Annotated in this window: 15 protein-coding genes; 5 read left to right on the forward strand and 10 right to left on the reverse strand. The window is 71.8% G+C overall.

Annotated features, from left to right (window positions below; all coding sequences use genetic code 11):
- Nucleotides 1–104: 104 nt before the first annotated feature.
- On the reverse strand, nucleotides 105–1,247 hold the full coding sequence (locus DFH01_RS21195; RefSeq protein ID WP_109872512.1) for a MalY/PatB family protein: 1,143 nt from the start codon (nucleotides 1,245–1,247) through the stop codon (nucleotides 105–107).
- On the reverse strand, nucleotides 1,244–2,083 hold the full coding sequence (locus tag DFH01_RS21200) for a sulfurtransferase (RefSeq protein WP_109872513.1): 840 nt from the start codon (nucleotides 2,081–2,083) through the stop codon (nucleotides 1,244–1,246). Before DFH01_RS21200 ends, DFH01_RS21195 begins: the two co-directional genes overlap by 4 nt.
- A 243-nt stretch (nucleotides 2,084–2,326) precedes the next feature.
- Here DFH01_RS21200 and DFH01_RS21205 point away from each other — a divergent pair, with 243 nt between their 5' ends.
- Nucleotides 2,327–2,902 (forward strand): CarD family transcriptional regulator, encoded by a 576-nt coding sequence (locus DFH01_RS21205; RefSeq protein ID WP_158287846.1) that lies wholly within the window; start codon nucleotides 2,327–2,329, stop codon nucleotides 2,900–2,902.
- A 264-nt stretch (nucleotides 2,903–3,166) separates the two neighbouring features.
- On the opposite strand, the gene DFH01_RS21210 is transcribed toward DFH01_RS21205, so the two are convergent.
- From DFH01_RS21210 to DFH01_RS28305, 3 genes are read right to left on the reverse strand one after another with little or no spacing between them, the layout of a single operon-like run.
- Entirely contained in the window at nucleotides 3,167–4,375 is a 1,209-nt protein-coding gene (locus DFH01_RS21210; protein WP_109872515.1) for an MFS transporter, read from the reverse strand.
- 54 nt (nucleotides 4,376–4,429) lie between these two features.
- Nucleotides 4,430–5,368: a DMT family transporter gene (locus DFH01_RS21215; protein WP_109872910.1), complete on the reverse strand. Its 939-nt coding sequence runs from the start codon at nucleotides 5,366–5,368 to the stop codon at nucleotides 4,430–4,432.
- A 16-nt stretch (nucleotides 5,369–5,384) separates the two neighbouring features.
- Nucleotides 5,385–5,966 (reverse strand): hypothetical protein, encoded by a 582-nt coding sequence (locus tag DFH01_RS28305; protein WP_158287847.1) that lies wholly within the window; start codon nucleotides 5,964–5,966, stop codon nucleotides 5,385–5,387.
- Between the two features lie 90 nt (nucleotides 5,967–6,056).
- Here DFH01_RS28305 and DFH01_RS28310 point away from each other — a divergent pair, with 90 nt between their 5' ends.
- The 4 genes from DFH01_RS28310 to DFH01_RS21240 all read left to right on the forward strand — a co-directional run bounded on the left by DFH01_RS28310 (nucleotide 6,057) and on the right by DFH01_RS21240 (nucleotide 11,368).
- Nucleotides 6,057–7,163, forward strand: a complete 1,107-nt coding sequence (locus DFH01_RS28310) for an AI-2E family transporter (RefSeq protein WP_158287848.1) — start codon at nucleotides 6,057–6,059, stop codon at nucleotides 7,161–7,163.
- Between the two features lie 79 nt (nucleotides 7,164–7,242).
- Nucleotides 7,243–8,208: a radical SAM protein gene (locus tag DFH01_RS21230; RefSeq protein ID WP_233256223.1), complete on the forward strand. Its 966-nt coding sequence runs from the start codon at nucleotides 7,243–7,245 to the stop codon at nucleotides 8,206–8,208.
- A gap of 110 nt (nucleotides 8,209–8,318) precedes the next feature.
- Nucleotides 8,319–10,622 carry a xanthine dehydrogenase family protein molybdopterin-binding subunit gene (locus DFH01_RS21235; RefSeq protein WP_109872519.1) on the forward strand — a complete coding sequence of 768 codons (2,304 nt, stop codon included), beginning with the start codon at nucleotides 8,319–8,321 and terminating at the stop codon, nucleotides 10,620–10,622.
- A 35-nt stretch (nucleotides 10,623–10,657) separates the two neighbouring features.
- Complete coding sequence (locus DFH01_RS21240) at nucleotides 10,658–11,368, forward strand: metal-dependent hydrolase (RefSeq protein ID WP_109872520.1); 711 nt, start codon at nucleotides 10,658–10,660, stop codon at nucleotides 11,366–11,368.
- Between the two features lie 7 nt (nucleotides 11,369–11,375).
- Here the strand turns inward: DFH01_RS21240 and DFH01_RS21245 are convergent, their stop codons facing one another.
- From DFH01_RS21245 to DFH01_RS21265, 5 genes are all read right to left on the reverse strand, one after another.
- Nucleotides 11,376–12,923 (reverse strand): SpoVR family protein, encoded by a 1,548-nt coding sequence (locus DFH01_RS21245; protein WP_233256224.1) that lies wholly within the window; start codon nucleotides 12,921–12,923, stop codon nucleotides 11,376–11,378.
- A 70-nt stretch (nucleotides 12,924–12,993) separates the two neighbouring features.
- Nucleotides 12,994–14,289 carry a YeaH/YhbH family protein gene (locus tag DFH01_RS21250; protein WP_109872522.1) on the reverse strand — a complete coding sequence of 432 codons (1,296 nt, stop codon included), beginning with the start codon at nucleotides 14,287–14,289 and terminating at the stop codon, nucleotides 12,994–12,996.
- A 35-nt stretch (nucleotides 14,290–14,324) separates the two neighbouring features.
- Nucleotides 14,325–16,271 (reverse strand): PrkA family serine protein kinase, encoded by a 1,947-nt coding sequence (locus DFH01_RS21255; RefSeq protein WP_109872523.1) that lies wholly within the window; start codon nucleotides 16,269–16,271, stop codon nucleotides 14,325–14,327.
- A gap of 279 nt (nucleotides 16,272–16,550) precedes the next feature.
- On the reverse strand, nucleotides 16,551–18,512 hold the full coding sequence (locus DFH01_RS21260) for an oxidoreductase (protein ID WP_109872524.1): 1,962 nt from the start codon (nucleotides 18,510–18,512) through the stop codon (nucleotides 16,551–16,553).
- Nucleotide 18,513: 1 nt separating this feature from the next.
- Nucleotides 18,514–19,398, reverse strand: a complete 885-nt coding sequence (locus DFH01_RS21265; RefSeq protein ID WP_109872525.1) for an EamA family transporter — start codon at nucleotides 19,396–19,398, stop codon at nucleotides 18,514–18,516.
- Nucleotides 19,399–19,427 lie beyond the last annotated feature (29 nt).

Genomic DNA, 19,427 nt, shown 5'->3' on the forward strand with positions numbered 1-19,427 from the left:
CGCCCTGCATGCATGCCCGCCATGAATTTCCGTCTTCATGGATGCTGGCACGACAGGATGCAAGAGCGCCTTCGGCGGGCGGCCGGGCGAAGCCTGCCCCTGCGTCAGGCCCCGGCCAGGGCGCGGGCCATGCGCCCGATCCCGTCCTCGAGCATGGCGCGCGGACAGCCGAAGTTCAGCCGCACGAAGCCGGCGCCGGGCGGTCCGAAATCGGTGCCGGAATTCATCCCGACCCGCGCCTTCTCCAGGAAGAAGCGGTGCGGATCGGCCGCCGCCGCGCTGCCGCGGCAGTCCAGCCAGGCCAGGTAGGTCGCCTCCGGCAGGCGCATCGCCACCCCGGGCAGGCGCTCGGCCACGGCGCCGGCCAGCCAGTCGCGGTTCGCCTGCAGATAGGCGAGCGCCGCGTCCCGCCAGGCACCGCCCTCGGCCAGCGCGGCCTCCGTCGCGATCAGGCCGAGAATGTTCACATGGTCGGCGACACCGGACAGTGTCGCCGCGAAGCGCGCGCGCAGGCCGGCATCCGTCACCACCGCCCAGCAGGCATTGAGGCCCGCGATGTTCCAGGTCTTGCCGGCCGACATCAGCGTGATGGTCCGCGCCGCCACCTCCGGCGCCAGGGTGGCGATCGGGATGTGGCGCCGCCCGTCGAAGAGCAGGTCGCAATGGATCTCGTCGGAGACGATGGACACTCCCGCCGAGAGGCAGGCCTGCGCCATCTCGGCGAGTTCCTCCCGGCCGAAGGCGCGGCCGGTCGGGTTGTGCGGGTTGCAGAGCAGGAAGGCCCCCTGCCCCGCCTGTCGCAGCGCCGCGCCGAAGACGTCGCGGTCCACCTCGTCCGTCGCGGTCAGGGGCGCGTCGATCCGGCGCAGCGCGCCGTTCTCCGGCGCCTTCAGCATCGGCGGATAGACCGGCGTCTGCACCACCACGCCCGCGCCCGGCGCGCAGACGGTGCGCAGCGCCATGTTGAAGCCCGGCACCACGCCCGGGAGCATCAGGATGTCGTCCGGCGTGACGCGCCAGCCATATTGCGCCTCGAGCCAGCCGACGATCCGCGCCTTCAGCCCGGCCTGCGAGACGCCGTAGCCCAGCACGGGATGCGCCAGCCTTTCGCGCAGCGCGTGCAGGATCGGATCGGCCACGGCGAAATCCATGTCCGCCACCCACATCGGCAGCACATCCGGCTCGAAGCGGCTCCATTTGGAGCAGCCGCTCCCGCGTCGGTCGATGATCGTGTCGAACGGGCTCACTCCGGGCGTCCCCCTACAACGACGGGCCTGGCGGGATCGGCACTCCAGGCCGACCAGGATCCCGGATACATCGCCGCCTCGATGCCGAGGGACGCGAGTGCGGCGACATTCACCGCCGCCGAGATCCCGGCGCCGCAATACACGCCCACCGGCCGCGTGCCATCCGCCCCCAGCGCGGCATAGAGATGACGCAGCGTCGCGGCATCGGCGAAGGGGCCGGGCTCGGTGAAGTTGTCGGCGGCGGGCGCGCTCAGCGCGCCGGGGATATGGCCGCGCGCCGGCGCGCCGGGCGGCACCGCGCCGCCGATGTAATTCGGCCGCACGCGCGAATCGAGCAGCACGCCCGAACGCGCCATCGCCAGCGAGCCATCCTCGTCCAGCACCGGAAGATGGCCGGCGGAAAGCACCACGTCGCCCGGCTGCGGCGCGGGTGCGCGATGCACCACGGGAAGCCCTGCCGCGACCCAGGCCGGAAAGCCGCCATCCAGCATCCGCACATCGGCGATGCCCGCCCAGCGCAGCACCCACCAGGCGCGCCCCGCGACCAGCCCGCGATCGTGATCGTAAACGATCACGGACTGGCCCTGCCGCAGGCCCCAGCCACGCGCATGGCGCTGCAACTCGGCGATCTCCGGCAGCGGCCGGCTGCCGCGCGTGCCGCCGCCGGGCGCCGCCAGTTCGCTGGGCAGGTCCACATCCACCGCGCCGGGAATGCGCGGCGTCGTGCGCTCGTCGCCGCGCGGGTTGCGGATCGCCAGGATCGCGGCGCCCTGCATCCGCGCGGCCCGCTCCGGCGTGACGAACACCCTCTCGCGCAGGCCGTCCTCGCCATCCATGCCCTGTCTCCTTCGGATCGGTTCATCCTGAAGCAATCCCGATGCGCGGACGAGGCCCCCGCGCACGCGGGGCGTGGCCCATCTGCGCGCGAAGCGCGCGGCGGGTATCCGCGCGAAGCGCGTTGCGCACAAAAGACCTGTGCGCTGGGCGCATGAGCGATTCTGCGCGAAAAGCTTGATCTTCGTGGCAACCAACGTCATCTGGATGACATCCAGCACGCCCTGATCATGGAGCCGGCCGCTATGCCGAAGCCCGACGCCGCCCGCACCGCCACGCAGCCCGCCGCGAAGTCCAAGGATCTCGCGGGGTTCGTCGTGGGCGACGCGGTGATGCATCCCGCCCACGGCGTGGGCCGCGTGACCGGCGAATCGACCGCCACCGTCGGCGGCGAGACGCTCGAGCTCGTCCACTTCGCCTTCGGCGAGGGCCGGCTGCTGCTGCGCGTGCCGCGCGCGAAAGTCACCGTGAACGGCATCCGCCGCCTCGCCGGCGGCGCGCTGATCAACGAGGCGCTCGACGTGCTCACCACCACGCCGCGCGGCGCGGTGCGCGGCATCACCTGGGCGCGGCGCGCCGCCGAGCTGCAGGCGAAGCTGAACAGCGGCGATCCGCGCAAGGTCGCGGAGGTGCTGCGCGACCTCGGCCGCAACGTGAACAACCCCGAGCGCAGCTTCTCCGAGCGCCAGATCTTCGAGGCCGCGCTGGAGCGCCTGGCCGTGGAGATCGCCGCGGTCGAGAACATCACGCGCGACGAGGCGGTGGCGAAGATCGCGCAGCGCGTCCCCGTGGCGCCGACCCCGGTCGCCGCCGCGGCCTGACGGCGGCTGCCTTAAGCGGCCCTGGCGGCGCGCATGTCGCGCCGCCCGAAACGGATCGGCGCGCGCCGCGTTGGCGCGGGATGAACGCCTCCGATCCGAAGCCGGAGGTTCCGGCGCCGCCGCCGGAACCGCCCGTCGAGACACCCCCCGTGACGCCACCGCCCGGGCCAGAGCCCGAATTGCCGGGCCTGCCGCCGGTGAACCCCGGCTCGCCGCCGGCGGAAGCGCCGCCGCCGGCAACGCCGACACCCGAGATACCGCCGCTCACGCCCCCCGGGCCGGGGACGCCCCGCCCGGTCGCCGTTGCGGCGTGCGCAGCAGCAGCATCGCGATGAAGGCGGCGAGATAGAGCCCCGAGGTCAGCGCCAGCGCGGCCTCCACCGAGGCGCGCTCCAGGACCAGCCCGAAGCCGAGCGGCGCCAGCGCCTGCAGGAAGCGCGACGGCGCGGAGAGCAGGCCCTGCCGCGCGCCGTAGCCGACCGGCCCGAAGATCGCGAGCGGGAGCGTGCCCTTCACGATCGTCATGATGCCGTTGCCCATTCCGTGCAGCACCGTGAAGACCGGCGCCGCCACCGGGCCGAACAGCAGCAGCGCCGCAGCCCCGAGCGGATGGGCGATCGTCGCCAGCCGCCCGGAAGCCAGCGGATGGAAGCGGCTGAGCAGCCCGAACTCCAACAGCCGCGCCGCGACCTGCGCCGGTCCGATCAGCGCAGCGGCGGCGATGGCCGCGGCGGGGCTCGCGCCCGTGGCCTGCAGCATCGCGGGCAGATGCGCCGCCAGCGCGCCCGCCACCGCCCAGGTCGCGGCGAAGACGAAGGCGAGCAGCGGCATGGCGAAGCGGGGCGCGGGCGCCTCCTCGCCCTCAGTCGCGGCGGCCTGCTTCGTGGGCGGCGGCGCTTGCGGCAGCAGGAAGCGGTTCAGCGGCAGCCCGATCAGCAGATGCAGCGCCGCCCAGCCGAGGCAGGCGCCGCGCCAGCCGAAGGCCTCCGCCATCAGCGCCGAGACCGGCCAGCCCACGGTGCTGGCGAAGCCCGCGATCAGCGTGATGCCGGTGATCGGCCCCCGCGCCGCGCGCCCATAGAGCCCCGCCAGCGTCGCGAAGGCCGAGTCATAGAGGCCGAGCGCGATGCCCACCCCCATCACCAGCCAGGCGAAGCCGAGCGTCGCAGGCCCTTGCGCCAGCGCCAGCAGCACGAGGCCGGCCGCGAGCACGAGGTTGGACATCACCAGCACGCCGCGCCCGCCGCGCCGGTCTATCGCGCGCCCGACCGCCGGGCCGAGCAGCGCCGACAGCACCAGCGCCGCGGAGAAGGCACCGAACACCCAGGAGGACGGCAGGCCGAGGTCGCGCGCCATCGGCGCCGCCAGGATCGCGGGCAGGTAGTAGCTGCTCGCCCAGGCCAGCGTCTGCGCCGTGCCGAGCGCGAGGACCACGCGCCGCGCGCCCGGCGGTGCGGCAGGACCGGCGCTCAAGGCGTCGCGCCGCGCGGTCGGAGGAATATTGGGAAAGCTGCCACGGCCGCGACGCTAACGCTTTCCTTGCGCGCCGGGGAGTGGATCGGCAGCCGCGGTCATCCGCGCCGCGCGCGACCGCACCCGCTCGCGATGCGCCATGTAGAGGCCGCTCGCCGCGATCACCGCCGCGCCCATCAGCGTCCAGCGGTCCGGCACCGTGCCGAAGACCAGCAGGCCGAGCAGGCCCGAGAAGACCAGCTGCACATAGGAGAAGGGCGCGAGCACCGAGGCCGGCGCGGCGCGATAGGCCAGCACCACCAGCCATTGCGCGGCGGAGGACACCACCCCGATCAACAGCCCGATCGCCACCTGCCGCGCATCCGGCACTGTGACGCCGAAGGGCAGCACCAGGGTCAGCACGAGGAAGCCCGTCGCCGCGGTCCAGAACAGCGTCGTTGCCGGGTGATCGAGCGTGCCCATGCGCCGCGTCACGATGACCGCGGAGGCCCAGGCGGCGGAGGAAAGCATGGGCAGCAGCGCCTCCGGCCGGAAGGCCTCGGCGCCCGGGCGGACGATGATGAGCATGCCGACCATCCCGACCGCGATCGCCGACCAGCGCCGCCAGCCGACCCGCTCGCCGAGGAAGATCACGCTCAGCACCGTGACGAAGGCCGGCGAGACGAAGTTGATCGCCGTCGCCTCCGCCAGCGGCAGGAAGCGCAACGCGACGATGAACACGACCGCGGATCCCACCACGCCGAGACCGCGCAACACCTGCAGGCCGGGCGCGCGCGAGACCAGCAGCGCAGCCCCGCCCGGCCGCAGCAGAGGGATCGCGGCCAGCGTGAAGAAGGCCAGGTAGCGCAGCCAGGCGATCTCCACCGGCGGCAGCGTCTCGCCGAGATGCTTGGCCAGCGCGTCGGAAATGGAGAACAGCGCGATCGCCGAGAGCAGCAGCGGGATGCCGCGCATCGGCTCGTCGCGCGGCGCATCCTCTGGCTTCGGCGTCATCGCCGGAGCTTCGGGGTCAGGCGCCCGGCTCGCCCCCGGCGGCGCCGGCGCCAGCACCAGCACCGACCGCGTTCAGCGCGACCAGCCCGGCTGCGAGCCGCACCAGGCTGCGCGCGGCCCGCAGCCGCACCGCCGCCTGGCCCTCCACGCCCTCCGGCAGGGTGCAGCCGGCAAGCGTGATCGCGCTGCCGAGGATCCGCGCCTCCAGCGCGCCGGTAAGCGTGTTCGCATCGGCATCGCGGCCGAACTCGGAATCCAGCGCTTCCCCGGCACGGTCGATCTCGGCCTCGACCCGGTCGTCCTCGGCGGCGATGCCCAGGATCTCGGCCGGCGGGTCGGGCTCCTCGCCGGCCTGCACCGCGAGCAGCCCGAGCGCGGCCAGCAGCGTCTGCATCGGCCCGCCCGGATCGCCCCGTTCCGCGAAGGCCCCGAAGGCGACCGCCAGCGCCGCCTCCCCCAGCACGGCGCGCGTCTCGGGATCGCCCGGATGCGGCGCCTCGACCGATTCGCCGGGAGGCGGCGGCACCTCGCCCGCGGCACAGGCCTGGCACAGCGTGGCAAGGGCGTCGAACAGGCGTTGCTCGGATGGTGTTGTCATGGCTGCGGCCCCCTTCTCCCGGACGTGGCGCCGAACGCCCGGTGCGCCACGACGTTGGAACAGCCAGCAGCGGAAGGGAACAGGCAGCCGGTGGACGAGGACGCAGCGCGCATCCGGCGGGACGAGGGCAGGCCGGCGGCGGGGGCATGGTCGGGCGGCGGCTGGCGCGGCGAGGTGGCGTTCCTGCGACGCACCCTGATCGTCGCCGGCGTGGTCATCCTGCTGCTGCTCCTCTGGACCGTGCGGGGGGCGCTGCTGCTGGCCTTCGCGGCCATGCTGGTCGCGGTGCTGGTCCGCGCCGTGGCCGACCCGTTGCACGACCGCCTGCGCCTGCCGCCGCGCATCGCGGTGCTGGCCGCCTGCCTGCTGGTGGGGACGCCGCTCGTGCTCGCGGCCGTCCTCGTCGGGTCCGAGATGCAGGCGCAGGTCATGCTGCTGCTCGAGAACCTGCCGGAGGCGGCCGCGGCGATCGAGCGCGAATTCGGCATCCGCATCCCGCTGCCCGGCGGAGACGGGCCGTCGGGCTCGACCGACGCCTCCACCGTGGGCGCGGTCGCCCGCCAGGCGGCCTCGGCGGCGCTGCTGGCGGTGGATGCGCTGGCGGCGCTGGTGATCGTGGTGGTGGGAGGCATCTACTTCGCGGCCGATCCCGGCCTTTACCGCCGCGGCATCGCCCGGCTGCTTCCCCGTGCGCAGCAGGCGCGCGCGCGGGACGCGCTGGACGCCACGGGCCGGGCGCTGCGGCTGTGGCTGCTGGCGCAGCTCGCGGCGATGACGGCGGTCGGGACGCTGACGGGCCTCGGCGCCTGGGCGATCGGGCTACCCGCGCCGCTGGCGCTCGGGCTGTTCGCCGGCCTCGTGGACATCGTGCCGCTGATCGGGCCGTTCATCGGCGCGCTGCCCGGCGTCCTGCTGGCCTTCAACATGGGCTGGGAGATGCTGGCCTGGACGGCCGCTCTCTACATCCTGGTGCAGCAGATCGAGGGCAACATCCTGACGCCGCTGCTCGGCGAGCGGATGGTCTCGATCCCCTCCGCCCTCCTGCTCTTTGCCGTCGTTGCGGCGGGGGCGGCGCTGGGCCTGGGCGGCGTGCTGCTGGCGGCGCCGCTGACCGTGGTGGTGGTGGTTCTTGTCGGCAAGCTCTATGTGCGGGAGACGCTGGGACAGCGCGTCGAGGTCCCGGGGGAAGAGGAATAGCCGTTCCGCGGCCGCCCGATGCCGCGTAACCTTTCCCCGGCCGGCGGCGAAGCCCCGTCGAACAGTCCGAGGAGCCTCCGTGTCCGTCCGCACCCCGGCCACGCCGCCCCGCCTTGCGGCCGGCAAGTTTCGCGACCCGAACATCACCGCCAAGGGCGAGCGCCGTGCGACCGTGGCGCCGACCGGCCTCGACACCCTTTGGGTGAACACCGGCACGCTCTGCAACATCACCTGCGCCAACTGCTACATCGAGAGCAGCCCGCGCAACGACGCGCTGACCTACATCTCCGCCGCCGAGGTGAAGGCCTATCTCGATGAGGCCGAGGCGCGCGGCGAGCCGCTGCGCGAAGTGGGCTTCACCGGCGGCGAGCCCTTCATGAACCCGGACCTGCTGCCGATGCTCGCCGAGGTGCTGTCGCGGCCGGGCCTGACCGCGATCGTGCTGACCAACGCGATGCAGCCGATGCGGCGCTACGCGAAGGGCCTGCTGGCGCTGCGCGACCGCTTCGGCACCGACCGGCTGACCCTGCGCGTCAGCCTCGACCACCACGAGGCCGCGCATCACGATGTCGAGCGCGGCGAGGGCAGCTTCGCCAAGACGCTGGAAGGCCTGGCCTGGCTGGCGCGCGAGGGCTTCGGACTGCATGTCGCTGGCCGCGCGACCTTCGGCGGCGAGGACGAGGCGACGATGCGCGCGGGCTTCGCACGACTCTTCGCCGAGCACGGCATCCCGGTGGACGCAGCCGACCCCGTGGCCCTGATGCTGTTCCCCGAGATGGACGCCGCGGCCGACGTGCCGGAGATCACGGAAGCGTGCTGGGGCATCCTGCACAAGTCGCCGGAGAGCGTGATGTGCGCCTCCTCCCGCATGGTGGTGAAGCGCAAGGGCGCGGCGCGGCCTGCCGTGGTCGCCTGCACGCTGCTGCCCTACGACCCGCAATTCGAGCTCGGCGCGAGCCTGTCCGAGGCGATGCGACCGGTGGCGCTGAACCACCCGCATTGCGCCCGCTTCTGTGTGCTCGGCGGCGCCGCCTGCTCGCGCTGAGCGCCCTGTCACACCCTCCCCCGCATGCGGGGGAGGGTCGGGGTGGGGGCGGCGCAACCTGATCCACGGCGTTGACGCCTCCTTCGCCGCACGGGCCACTCCCGATATAGATGGCCATCATGGCCTTCGATGCGCTTCCTGGCCTCGGCCAGCCCCTCCGCCGGCTTGAGGATCCGCGCCTGCTGACGGGCGGCGGGCGTTTCACCGCGGATCTTCCGGCGGGTGGCGCGCTGCATGCGGTCTTCGTCCGCTCCCCGCACGCCCATGCGCGCGTGCTGCGCGTGGACGGCGCAGCGGCGCGGGCGATGCCGGGCGTCGCGGCGGTGTTCTCCGCGGAGGACACCGCGGCGCTCGGCCACACGCCGGCGCTGACCGAGATCTTCGACCCCGACGGCCGGCGCCATGCCGAACCGCCGCGCCTGCCCATCGCGCCGGGGCGCGTGCGCCATGTGGGCGAGATCGTCGCGATGGTCGTCGCGGACACGCTCGCCCAGGCGCGCGACGCGGCCGAGGCGATAGAGGTGGACTACGATCCCCTCCCCGCCCTGGTCCTGCCGGAAGACGCGCTGGCCGAGGGCGCGCCGGCGATCCACGAGGAAGCCCCCGGCAACCTCGTCTGCGACTGGCACAAGGGCGACGCCGCCGCGGTGCAGGCCGCCTTCGCCCGCGCCGCGCATGTCACGCGCGTCGCGCTGCGCTCGCCCCGCATCGTCGCGGGCTACATCGAGACGCGCGCGGCGCTGGCGGAATGGCAGGACGGGGTCGTGACGCTGACCACGCCCTCGCAGGGGGTGCATGTGCTGCATCGCCTGCTCTGCGACAGCGTGCTGCGCTGGCCGCGCGAGAGGCTGCGGGTGGTGACGCCCGATGTCGGCGGCGGCTTCGGGCCAAAGCTGCCGCTCTATCCCGAGCAGTCGCTGGTCTGCTTCGCCGCCGACCGGCTGCGCCACGCCGTGCGCTGGGTGCAGGACCGCACGGAACACCACCTGGCGGACACCCATGCGCGCGACCTGGTCGCGGAGCTCTCCTTGGCGCTGGACGCCGAGGGCCGCTTCACCGCGCTGCGCGTCGAGGCCATCGCCAATTTCGGCGCCTATGTCTCGCTGGTCACGCCGAGCATCCCGACCGGCGGCCTGGCGAAGGTCATCACCGGCCTCTACGACATTCCCGCCGCCCACATCCGCATGCGCTGCGCCTTTACCAACACCGCGCCCGTGGACGCGGTGCGCGGCGCCGGCAAGCCGGAGGCCCTGGTGCTGCTGGAACGCGCGGTGGACCAGGCGGCGCGGGAGACGGGGCGCGATCCCGTGGCGCTGCGCCGGCTGAACCTGGTGCCGCGCGACGCCTTCCCCTACCGCACCGCACTCGGCTTTTCCTACGAAAGCGGCGACTATCATGCGCTGCTGGACGCGGCGCTGCGCGAGGCGGATGACGATGGCTTCGTCGCGCGACGCGCCGCGAGCCGCGCTCGCGGCAGGCTGCGCGGGCGCGGCCTGTCCTGCCATCTGCACGGCTCCGGCGGGTGGGGCGACGAGACCTCCATCGTGCAGGTGCTGCCGGATGGCACGATCGCCGCGCGCACCGGCACGCAGAGCCAGGGCCAGGGCCACGCCACCGCCTTCGCGCAGGTGCTGGCCGCTGCCTTCGGCGTGGAGCCCGCGCGCATCCGCATCCTGCAGGGCGACAGCGCGACCATTCCGCGCGGCGGCGGCACCGGCGGCTCCTCCTCCACCATCGTCTCGGGCACCACCTTCGCGCTTGCCGCGCGGGCGGCGATCGAGGCCGGGAAGGACGTGGCGGGGGAGGCGCTGGAAGCGGCCGCCGCCGACATCGAATGGCAGCACGGCGCCTATGCCGTGGTCGGCACCGACCGCCGCATCGGCCTGTTCGAACTCGCGGCGCGCAGCGGCCAGATCGAGGGCCGCGCCGATTTCGCCGACACCGTCGTCACCTGGCCCGCAGGCATCGCCGTGGCGGAGGTGGAGGTGGACCCGGAGACGGGCGAGGTCACGCTGGATCGCTTCAGCGCCGCCGTCGATGCCGGCACGGTGGTGAACCCGATGCTGCTGGCGGGCCAGCTGCATGGCGGCTTCGCCGCGGGCATCGGCGGCGCCCTGCTCGAGGAGGCGTGCTACGACGCCGACGGCCAGCTGCAGAGCGCGACGCTGATGGACTACGCCATGCCGCGCGCCGCCGACCTGCCGGACTTCGCGTATGTGCTGGCGGGCGTGCCCTCGCCCAACAACGCGCTCGGCATCAAGGGCGTGGGCGAGCTGCCGACCAATGGCGCGCCGGCGGCCGTGGCGAATGCGGTGAGCGACGCGCTCGGCGGCGCCGCCGTGACGCTGCCTATGACGCCGCGCAACGTCTGGGCCGCGCTGGCCGGCTTTCGGGTGGACGGCGGCATCGGCTAGAAGTCCCGCATCGCGCCATTCGGGAGAACGCGTTCATGAAGCTCACCTGGTTCGGCCACTCCGCCTATCGGCTGGAATTCGGCAAGTCGGTCGTGCTGATCGACCCCTTCCTGACGGGCAACCCCGTCTTCTCCGGCGATCCCGCGCAGGCCTCGGCCGGGGCGACGCATGTGGTGATCACGCATGGCCATGCCGACCATGTGGGCGATGCGCTGGCGATCTCGCAGCGCACCGGCGCCAAGGTCGTTGCGAACTACGAGATCTGCATGTGGCTCGCGAAGAAGGGCCTCACCGCGATGGACCCGATGAATTCGGGCGGCACAACCGACCAGGGCGAGTTCAGCGTCACGCTGACCGTCGCCTTCCACTCCTCCTCCGTCATGGACGAGAACGGCATCACCCACGACCTTGGCCTGCCGCATGGCGTGGTGATCACGCCGAAGGACGCGGCGGAGCCGACCGTCTATCACATGGGCGACACCGAGATCTTCTCCGACATGGCGCTGATCGACGAGCTGCACCGGCCGAGCGTGGCGATCGTGCCGGTCGGCGACCGGTTCACGATGGACGGCAAGCGCGGCGCGCTGGCGGTGCGCCGCTTCCTGCCGAGCGTGAAGACCGCGATCCCCTGCCACTGGGGCACCTTCCCCATCATCGCCGCGACGCCGGATTCCTTCGTGCAGGCGATGGCGGGCGCGAATGCGAAGGTGCTGGTGCCCGAGAAGGGCGTGTCGACGACCCTGTAGCGGCCGCCTATTCCACGATACCCGGCCGCGCGCCGGCGTGGTGCTCTCGCAGCACCGCGCCGGTGGTCGCATCCACCTCGCGCAGCAGCACGCCATAGCCCCAAAGGTCGGCAAGGTGCTGCAGCACCGCCCGCGCCTCATCCGGCTCCAGCAGCTGCCTTTCCAGCACGCGGTGGTGCAGGATCAGCCGGCGGTCGCCGATGAGGTCCACATCCTCCACCTGGATGTCGGGATCCACATGGCCGATGTCGTATTGCCGCGACAGCGCGCGCCGCAGCCTGCGGTAGCCGCGCTCGTCATGGATGGCATTGACGCGCAGTTCCTCCTCCCGGTCGTCGTCCGCCAGGTGGAACATGCGCAGCTTCCGCATCAGCCGCGGCGAGAGGTATTGCGCGATGAAGCTGTCGTCGCGGTGGTTCGCCCAGGCCTCCCGCAGCGCGCCCTCGGCATCGCCGCAGCCGGCAAGGCCGGGGAACCAGGCGCGATCCTCCTCATCGGGGGCGGTCGCGATGCGGGCGATGTCCTCCATCATGGCGAAGCCGAGCGCATAGGGGTTGATGCCGCCATAGCGCGGATCGTCGAAGGTCGGCTGGAAGACCACGTTGGTGTGGCTGTGCAGGAACTCGAGATACTGCCCGTCGGTCAGCCGCCCCTGCTCGTGCAGCCGCGTCATGATGCGGTGGTGCACCCAGGTGGCGCAGCCTTCGTTCATCACCTTGGTCTGACGCTGCGGGTAGAAATACTGTTCGACGTGACGCACGATGCGCAGGATCTCGCGCTGCCAGGGCCGCAGGCGCGGGGCGGTCTTCTCCAGGAAATACAGGATGTTCTCCTGCGGCAGCTGCAGCAGCGCGCGGCGGCGCGCTTCCTCGGCCTTCGCGGCCGGCGCGTTGCGCGGGCCGGGAATGGTGCGCCAGAGGTCGTCGTAGATGCGCTCCTCGTGCTGGCGCCGCTCGCGCTCCCGCCGCTCCTCGCTGGCGAGGTCCGGGATGCGCCGGCGCGGCACTCGGAACACGCCCTGGGAGGACAGCGCATGCGCGGCATCCAGCACGCGCTCCACCGCTGCCTCGCCGTATTTGTCCTCGCAGTTCATGATGTAGCCACGGGCGAATTCCAGGTAGTCGAGGATGCCGTGCGCGTCCGTCCATTCCAGGAACAGGTGGTTGTTGCGGAAGAAGTGGTTGTGGCCATAGGCGGCGTGCGCGATCACCAGCGCCTGCATCGTCGCCGTGTTCTCCTCCATCACGTAGCAGAGGCAGGGGGAGGAGTTGATGACGATCTCGTACGCCAGGCCCTGGAAGCCCTTGCGGTACATCGTCTCGTGCCGCGCGAAGCGCTTGCCGAAGGACCAGTGGCGATACAGCACCGGCATGCCGTTCGCCGCATAGGCGTCCAGCATCTGCTCGGCCGAGATCACCTCGATCCGCGTCGGATAGAGCGACAGGCCGAGTTCTCCGGTCGCGATCTCGCCGCATGCGTCGTGGATGCGGCGGAGCGTGTCGAAGTCCCAGTCGGCGCCCTGGAACAGTAGCCGGTCGTCGCGGACGGCGCTCACTTGCCCGCGTCCGATCGCCGGAGGGCGGAGCGGCGAAGCCGCAAGCATCGGAAGCGTGAATCGGCCGCGCTCACTTGGCTGCTTCCTCCATCGCACCCTTGCGGAACAGGTCGCGGAACACCGGGTAGATGTCCTTGCGGTGACGCACCTTGCGCATCGCCAGCCGCGGCTCTTCCGCGCGCAGGCGGCCATAGGTGCGCCACAGCTCCGTCTCGCGCGGCATGAAGCCGATCGGCCCGCCATCGTCCTCGCGCCCGACTTCGAGATAGGCGAAATACTGGCAGGCCGGGATCACGCGGCCCATCAGCAGCGCGGCGGTGCGGTCGTTGTCGGCCGAGGTGTTGTCGCCGTCGGAGGCCTGCGCGACGTAGATGTTCCAGTCGGCCGGGCTGTAGCGCGCGTCCATCACCTTGATCATCTCCTCGAAGGCGGTGGAGACGACGGTGCCGCCCGTCTCAGGGCTGCGGAAGAAGGTCTCCTCGTCCACCTCCTTGGCTTCGTGGGTGTGGCGGATGAAGACCACGTCCACATGCTTGTAGCGGCGGCGCAGGAACAGGTGCAGCAGCAGGTAGAAGCGCTTCGCCAGGTCCTTCATGCCCTCCGTCATGCTGCCGGAGACATCCATCAGGCAGAACATGACCGCGCGCGCGATCGGCTTCGGCGCCGGCTCGAACTGGCGGTAGCGCACGTCGATGGGGTCGATATAGGGGATGCGCAGCGTGCGGTTGCGCAGGCGGTCGATCCGCGCGCGCAGCGCCTCGGCCTCGGCGGGGTCGTTCTCCTCCGCGGTGCGCAGCGCCTCTTCCAGCTCGTCCAGCTCGTCGGGCTTCGGCCGGCGCAGCGCCAGCCGGCGCGACAGCGCGTTGCGCATCGTGCGCCCGAGCGCGACATTCGCCGGCGAGCCCTGCGTCGCGAAGCCCGCGCGCCGCACGCCGGAGGCATCGCCCTCCACCACGCGCTTCTTGGCGAGCTCCGGCAGTTCCAGGTCCTCCAGGAAGAGTTCCAAAAACTCCTCCTGCGTCAGCGCGAAGCGGAAGGCGTCCTCGCCCTCCCCGTCCGGGCTGCCCTCGCTGCCGCCGCCTCCGCTGCCGCCCTGCGGGCGGGGGATGGTGTCGCCTTCCAGGTATTCCTTGTTGCCGGGCAGCACATGCTCGCGGAAGCCGCCCGAGGCGCGGCGCAGATGGGGCTCCTTCACGCCCGAGGCGGGGATGGTCACCTCGCCGCCGCGCTCGATGTCCTTCAGGCTGCGCTCGCCCGCCGAGTTTCGCACCGCCTCGCGCACCATGTCCTTGGCGCGTCTCAGGAAGCGCTGCCGGTTGGCCAGGCTCTTGCCGCCCGGGTTCAGGCGGCGGTCGACGATCTGCATCAGCCTCCGTCTTTCAGGTCCAGCTCTCCCGTGGGTCAGCCGGACTGCTTGACGCGCATGTACCACTCCACCAGGCGCCGCACCTGCCGCTCGGTGTAGCCCCGCGCGGTCATGCGGCGGACGAACTCGTCATGCTTGCGCTCGCTCTCCTGGTCCTTCTTGGAGCCGAAGGAGATCACGGGCAGCAGTTCCTCCACCTGGCTGAACATCCGCCGCTCGATCACCTCGCGGATTTTCTCGTAGGACGTCCAGGCCGGGTTCTTCCCAGCGTTGGACGCCCGCGCACGAAGAGAAAACTTCACGACCTCGTTGCGGAAGTCCTTGGGGTTCGCGATGCCCGCGGGCTTCTCGATCTTCGTCAGCTCCTGGTTCAGCGCCTCGCGGTTCAGCAGCTGGCCGGTGTCGGGATCCTTGTAGTCCAGGTCCTCGATCCAGGCGTCGGCGTAGGAGACGTAGCGGTCGAACAGGTTCTGCCCATAGTCCGAATAGCTCTCCAGATAAGCCTTCTGGATCTCGTTCCCGATGAACTCGGCATAGCGCGGCGCGAGCTCGCCCTTGATGAACTCCAGGTAGCGCTTCTCGGTGTCGTCGCCGAACTGCTCGCGGCGGATCGCCTGCTCCAGCACATACATCAGGTGCACCGGGTCGGCCGCGACTTCCGCGGTGTCGTGGTTGTAGGTGGCCGCCAGCACCTTGAAGGCGAAGCGGGTGGAGATGCCGTCCATGCCTTCGTCGTTGCCCGCGGCGTCCCGGTATTCCTGCAGCGACCGCGCGCGCGGATCCGTCTCCTTCAGGCTCTCGCCGTCATAGACGCGCATCTTGGAGAAGAGGTTGCTGTTCTCGTGCCGCTTGAGGCGCGACAGCACGGAGAACCGCGCAAGCATCTCCAGCGTGCCCGGCGCGCAGGGCGCCTCCGCCAGCTCGCTGCCGCGCACCAGCTTGTCGTAGATCTTCTGCTCCTCGGTCGCGCGCAGGCAGTACGGCACCTTGATGACGTAGATGCGGTCGATGAAGGCTTCGTTGTTGCGGTTGTTGCGGAAGGTCTGCCATTCCGCCTCGTTCGAATGCGCCATGATGATCCCGTTGAACGGGATGGCGCCGATGTTCTCCGTGCCGATGTAGCTGCCTTCCTGGGTCGCGGTCAGCAGCGGGTGCAGCATCTTGATCGGCGCCTTGAACATCTCGACGAATTCGAGCATGCCCTGGTTGGCTCGGTTGAGGCCGCCCGAGAAGCTGTAGGCATCCGGGTCGTTCTGCGCATGCAGCTCCAGCTTGCGGATGTCCACCTTCCCGACCAGGGAGGAGATGTCCTGGTTGTTCTCGTCGCCCGGCTCGGTCTTGGCGATGGCGATCTGCCGCAGGCGCGAGGGGTTCAGGCGCACCACGCGGAAGCGGGAGATGTCGCCGCGGAACTCATCGAGGCGCTTCACCGCCCAGGGGCTCATGAAGCCGCCGAGGCGCCGGCGCGGGATGCCGTAGCGGTCCTCCATCACGGCGCCGTGCTTCTCGACGTCGAAGAGGCCGAGCGGGCTTTCGAACACTGGGGACACCTGGTCGCCCGCCTTCAGCGCGTAGACGGGCATCACCTCCATCAGCGCCTTCAGCCGCTCCGCCAGCGAGGATTTGCCGCCGCCGACGGGGCCGAGCAGGTAGAGGATCTGCTTGCGTTCCTCGAGCCCCTGCGCCGCATGGCGGAAGAAGCCGACGATGCGCTCGATCGTCTCCTCCATGCCGTAGAACTCGGCGAAGGCGGGATAGCGGCGGATCGTGCGGTTCAGGAAAATGCGCCCCAGCCGGGAGTCCTTCGCCGTGTCCACCAGCTCCGGCTCGCCGATCGCAGCGAGGATGCGTTCGGGCGCGGAGGCGAACATGCCGGGATCGCTGCGACAGCCTTCGAGATACTCCTGCAGCGACATCTCCGCGTCACGGCGGCGGTCGTAGTCGCGGGCGTAGCCGGAGAAGACGTCGTCGGTGATCTGCATCAGCCGCTCCACAGCGCCAGGACGGGCGGCAACGGAACGTGCATGTAACCGGCGGGATGCTCCCCTCCTGTCACGCCTCCGTGTCCCCCTGTTCGATCCCAGATAGATGGTAGCATTGGCGGGATGCGCCATGCCACGAAATGCATCATTTGCCCGGCATGACAGCGAAGTGCAGTCGGGCAATGCCCATGACTGCACGTTAACGCGCCATTCCATGTTGCATTCCGTCACTGGGGCTGCAGCATTGCACCGCAGCAAGAACAGGTGAGGCGGCGCGGATCAGGCCGCCTCGGCCGCGGCCTCGCCCTCCCGCACGGCCGACAGCATCAGCCGCGGCGCCAGCGAGTCGCCGACAAGCCGCACCCTCACGCCCGCGGCGCGCAGTTGTGCGACCAACCCGTCTCGCGGCACGCGCCCGCTCGCGAAGGTGAGGAGCGACACGTCGCGGATCGTCTCCAGCTCGGCGGTCAGGGCGTGGCGTAAGATGACCGCACCATCGTCGAAGGAGATCGCATCGCGGCAGGTGAGCAGCGTCACACGACGTGCCGACAGGCGCTTCTGGATGCCCTGCGCGACCAGCAGCGGCGAATCGCGCGCGATGGCCTCGCGCGGCGTCACCAGCAGCACCTTGTCGAACCGCTCCGCCAGCAGTTCCGCCGCGTCATAGGTCGCCGGCGTCGCATCCAGGTCCAGCAGCACCGCAAGCCCGCCGCGCCGCGCAGGCTCGGCGAGCAGTGCGGCCATTGCCGAGCGGATGTCCCGCGCGGCCATCGCAGGATCGGCGAAGCCTCGCGGCGGCGGCATCGCCGCGCCGGTCGCGAGGATCACGGTCTCGGGAGACTCGGCCAGCACCTGCGCGGCCTCCACCGGCGCGCCGAGGCGCATCCGCACGCCGGCCGCCCCGGCGCGCGCAACGAGATGCGCGATGGCGCGCGCGATGTCGCCGCAGCCCGGCAGACGCGCATGCAGCGCCGCCGCGCCGCCAGGCGCCGCCGATGCGCCGAACAGCGTCACGCGATGCCCGCGCTCCGCCGCCCCCACCGCCGCCTGCAGCCCGGCCATCCCGGCCCCGACCACGACGACGCGCTTCGTCTGCGCCGCCCGCACGACCGGCAAGCCATCCTGCGGCGAACCCACATGCGGGTTCACGCTGCAGCCAGTCGCGACGCCGCGATGGATCTCGCCCCAGCAGGCGTTGCAGCCGATGCAGGGCGTGATCGCAGCGGCCCTTCCGGCTTCGGCCTTGGCCGGCCAGTTCGCATCGGCCAGCAGCGGCCGCGCGAGCATCACCAGATCGGCATCGCCGCCGGCGAGGATCGCCTCCGCGACATGCGGCGCCTGGATGCGCCCGATGGCCGCGATCGGCACCGCCCCCGCCGCCTCCCGCATGGCGCGCCACAGCGCGCGATAGGGCGCGACGGGGTCGTGCATGTCGGGCGCGTGCAGATGCAGCGCCCAGCCGCCGCTGTGGCTGCCCTGGCTGAAGCAGAGCCAGTCCGGCGGCGCATCCGCGACGATATGCCGCACCAGCCGCTGCGCCTCCTCCGCGTCGATCGAGCCCGGGACGCCGTCATCCGCCGGCATCTTCAGGCCGATGATGAAGCCCGCGCCGCAGCGCGCACGGATGGCGCGCAGGATCTCCCGCACGAAGCGGCTGCGCCCCGCCGCATCGCCGCCCCAGCGATCCTCCCGCCGGTTCGTGACGGGCGAGAGGAACTGCAGCGGCAGGAAGCCATGCGCCGCCGAGACCTCCACCCCCGCGAAGCCGGCGCGCTGCAGGCGATGCGCGCTGTCCGCATAGTCCGCGACCAGCCCCTCGATCTCGGCATCCTCCAGCACGCGCGGCACCGTCCAGGACATGCCGTCCGGCACCGCCGAGGCGCCGACGGAATCGAGCCCGCGCGGCCCGTGATGTGCCGAGCCGCCATGCCAGAGCTGCCCGACCAGCGCCGCGCCATGGCGCTGCACCGCTTCCGCCAGCTGCGCGAAGCCGGGCAGCGCGCCCTCGTCGAAGGCCCAGGGGCGCACGGGCGTGCGCGCGCTCGGCGCCGCGCAGAACGCCTCCGTGATCACGATCCCCGCGCCGCCGCGCGCCCGCGCCGCCAGATGCGTGATCAGCCGCTCGCTGACGCGGCCCGGGTCGGAGAAGCGCGTGGACATCGCCGCGAAGCCGATCCGGTTGCGCAGGCGTCGCCCGGCCAGGTCCAGCGGCGCGAACAGGTGCGGGAAGGCGGCGTTCATCTCAGTTCCTCTGCTTCGCCGGCATCTCGAACAGGACCAGCCCGGCGACCACCAGCGCAACCCCGCCCCATTGCAGCGGCGTCAGCCATTCGCCCAGCAGCGCCATCGCGATGAGGATGCCGAAGACCGGCTCGACATTGCTCAGCATGGTCGCGCGCACCGGGCTGACGTAGCGGAAGCTGGCCAGGAACATCAGCAGCCCGAGCGTCGTGCCGAGCCCCGCGCCGAGCACGCCCAGCCAGCCGATCGTCCCGGCCGGAAACGCCCAGGCGCCGAGCGCCGTGGTGAGGCCGCCGGTCAGCCCGGCGCTGACCAGCGCGACCAGCAGGTTGATCGGCGCGCTGCCGGCCAGCTGTCGTGCGCGGGCGGAGAAGGCGATCATCCCCGTCACCGCCACCGAGGCCAGCGCCGCCAGCAGGATGCCGCGCGGATCGAGCCCGTCGAAGGCGGTGCCAATCGCGAGCCCCAGCCCCGCCAGCACCACCAGCGCCAGGCCGAGCTTGCGCAGCGTGAACCGCTCCTTCCCCTGCCAGTGCCAGAGTGCCGCGATCAGCAGCGGATGGGTGAAGAAGACGAGCAGCGCGAGCCCGACCGGGATGAACGCCACCGCGCCGACGAAGCCATAGGAGACGATCGCGCTCAACGCGCCGGCCGCGAGGCTCGGCCGCAGCGCGGCGGCGGGCAGACGGAAACTCTCGCGCGTCGCCGCCAGCAGCAGCGCGATCAGCACCACGCCGACGGCGGCGCGCAGCGTGGCCACGGTCAGCGTGTTGCCACCGGCCTCGAAGGCGAAGCGCGCCGCGCTCGGCGACATCGCAAAGGACGCGCAGGAGGCGAGCACCAGCAGGATGCCCACGATCTGGCGGCGTTTTTCCTCGGGCGGCATTGCGCCGATGGTGCCCCCCGCGCCGGCGC

The organism is Falsiroseomonas bella, assembly GCF_003173615.1.
GTDB classification, from domain to species: Bacteria; Pseudomonadota; Alphaproteobacteria; order Acetobacterales; family Acetobacteraceae; genus Falsiroseomonas; species Falsiroseomonas bella.